We start from the raw sequence: 645 nt of genomic DNA, 5'->3' as shown, positions 1-645 counted from the left end.
TGTCTAGTTGAGAGCCTCCTCGATCGGCGTTCGTCCATCGAGCGCCTGATTCGGTCGGTCGTGATTGTAGTGGTGCCTGAACCGTCGCAGCCAGCGCCGAGCGCTGGCTGCACTCCCTCTCCAGAACGAGTGGAAGCGGTCGATCCGCATCGTCACGGTCTGGAACCACTTCTCGATGAAATTCCGCTCGCTGTAGTTGAGTCCGCCGTCCAGCTCAAGCCGAGCGAGAGCAGTCAGATACCCACCTGCGTCGGTAAGAAACTCGGCATCTGAGACCTCGTGTTTCTCGGTGAGACGGTGGAGGAACGCCGCCGCGGGGTCGGTCCCGCGGCGGCTGAACACCTTGACCTCCAAGAGCAGCTTCGACTCTGTGTCGATCGCGGCGTAAAGCCACTTCTTCTCGCCGTCTACTTCGATTTGTTTCTCGTCGACGGCGACCCACGACGGCTCCGCCGTCGGCGGGTCGTCCTGTGCCTCCGAGAGCTTGTGCGTCCAGTTCCAGACCGCTCCGTGGGAACGATCAACGTCGAGCCACTCGAACACCGCGACGATCTCCCGCAACGACAGCCCCATCGAATGGAGCCGCACCCCGAACACCCTGACGGGTGTCGGGGTGCGCTCGTTCTCCCAAACGTCATCACAGTC

At 62.2% G+C, this 645-nt stretch carries 1 protein-coding gene; it reads right to left on the bottom strand.

The features are described from left to right. Positions 1 to 3: 3 nt before the first annotated feature. The coding region (locus tag PHA81_RS20845; RefSeq protein WP_273838807.1) for an IS6 family transposase at positions 4 to 645 on the bottom strand (642 nt) is incomplete at its 5' end.

Origin of the sequence: Halococcus sp. PRR34 (genome assembly GCF_028617175.1) — an archaeon.
Taxonomy (GTDB): Archaea; Halobacteriota; Halobacteria; order Halobacteriales; family Halococcaceae; genus Halococcus; species Halococcus salifodinae.
Note: the sequence above shows the minus strand (reverse complement) of the source record. Positions and strands in the feature narration are given on the sequence as shown.